This window comes from Anaeromassilibacillus sp. An200, from assembly GCF_002160025.1.
Classification (GTDB): domain Bacteria; phylum Bacillota; class Clostridia; order Oscillospirales; family Acutalibacteraceae; genus Caccousia; species Caccousia stercoris.
In genome coordinates, this window is record NZ_NFJU01000127.1 from 1 (window position 1) to 1,055 (window position 1,055).

The 1,055-nt window shown below is 54.0% G+C and carries 1 protein-coding gene and 1 pseudogene; both read right to left on the reverse strand.

Translation table 11 applies throughout. The features are described from left to right. Positions 1–517 (reverse strand): annotated as a pseudogene (locus tag B5F35_RS18185) (hypothetical protein); the annotation flags it as partial. 72 nt (positions 518–589) lie between these two features. Next, the coding region (locus tag B5F35_RS18190) for a sortase (protein WP_140401303.1) at positions 590–1,055 on the reverse strand (466 nt) is incomplete at its 5' end.

Below are 1,055 nucleotides of genomic sequence, written 5' to 3' on the forward strand. Positions count from 1 at the left end.
TTTTCCTGTTTTCCGGCACTTCGGAACAGATCCAGATGGAATACACCTTCTTGATCTTATCGTATTGGCCATGCGTGAATTCCCTGCCATACTGCGAAGAAATCAACCGACAACAGTAGTACAGGGCGCGCGTCACAATGGGGTATCCAGGGTAATAGTTGTTCTGGGCTTCCAGATTGATGATCAGCCGGATCGATTCTCCGGTGGAGGGAGCCAGCGCCGTGAACCGCACGTCATAGACCACAGTTCCCTCATGGATGGAGCTGTCCTCATTGCTCATCCCGTGGATACGGGGAGTTTCGTCCGGATAAACCGGCTCCTCTCCCACCTGGGGCGTCCCTTCGATATACCGCTCCGCAATCTCCTGCGGTGTGCAGTCCCGGTATTCCTCCAGGCAGCTTTTCATGATCCATGCCAGGATGCGCTTTTCCGAGAGCAGCCGTTTGCAGGATGCGTCCATCCGGGCCTTCTCTCCTGCCGCCCGCAAACCTGTTGCTACTGAGGCTTCCATATCCATGTTCATCACCTCACGATTTCATCTTTAGTGTATCACAAAATTTTGCGCTTTTGAAGAAGCCTAGGGAAACTTTCATCCGATTTCCCGCGCTGTCACAATCAAGCGGACGGAGGGCTGATTAGCAAGACACGTCACCAGTGTCAGCATATTTTCCGTGGAGCCGTTGAGCGGCGAGAGATCATTGACGGAAACAATGCGTGTTCCGGTCACTTGATACGTCCTCACACCCAGAGCTGTGCTGTAAGTGATGATATCGCCGTAATTCAGCGAAATCAGCTGGGAAAACCAGGCATTCGGCCCGCGATTGTGTCCGGCAAGACAGACGTTGCCATCCCATGCGCTGGTTCCGGTGAAATGGCCAGCGCCATATAAAAGAGTGGTGTCATCCGTCCCTTCATAAACGGTTATGCTGCGCCCCTTGATATTCAGCCGTCCCAGGACGCCGTTATATTGGAGGATAGAGCTGTCTGTGTAGCTGCCGCCTCCACTGGTTCCGCTGCCCTGCCAGCCAGGAGGGGCAACGGGATACCCGTTGTTG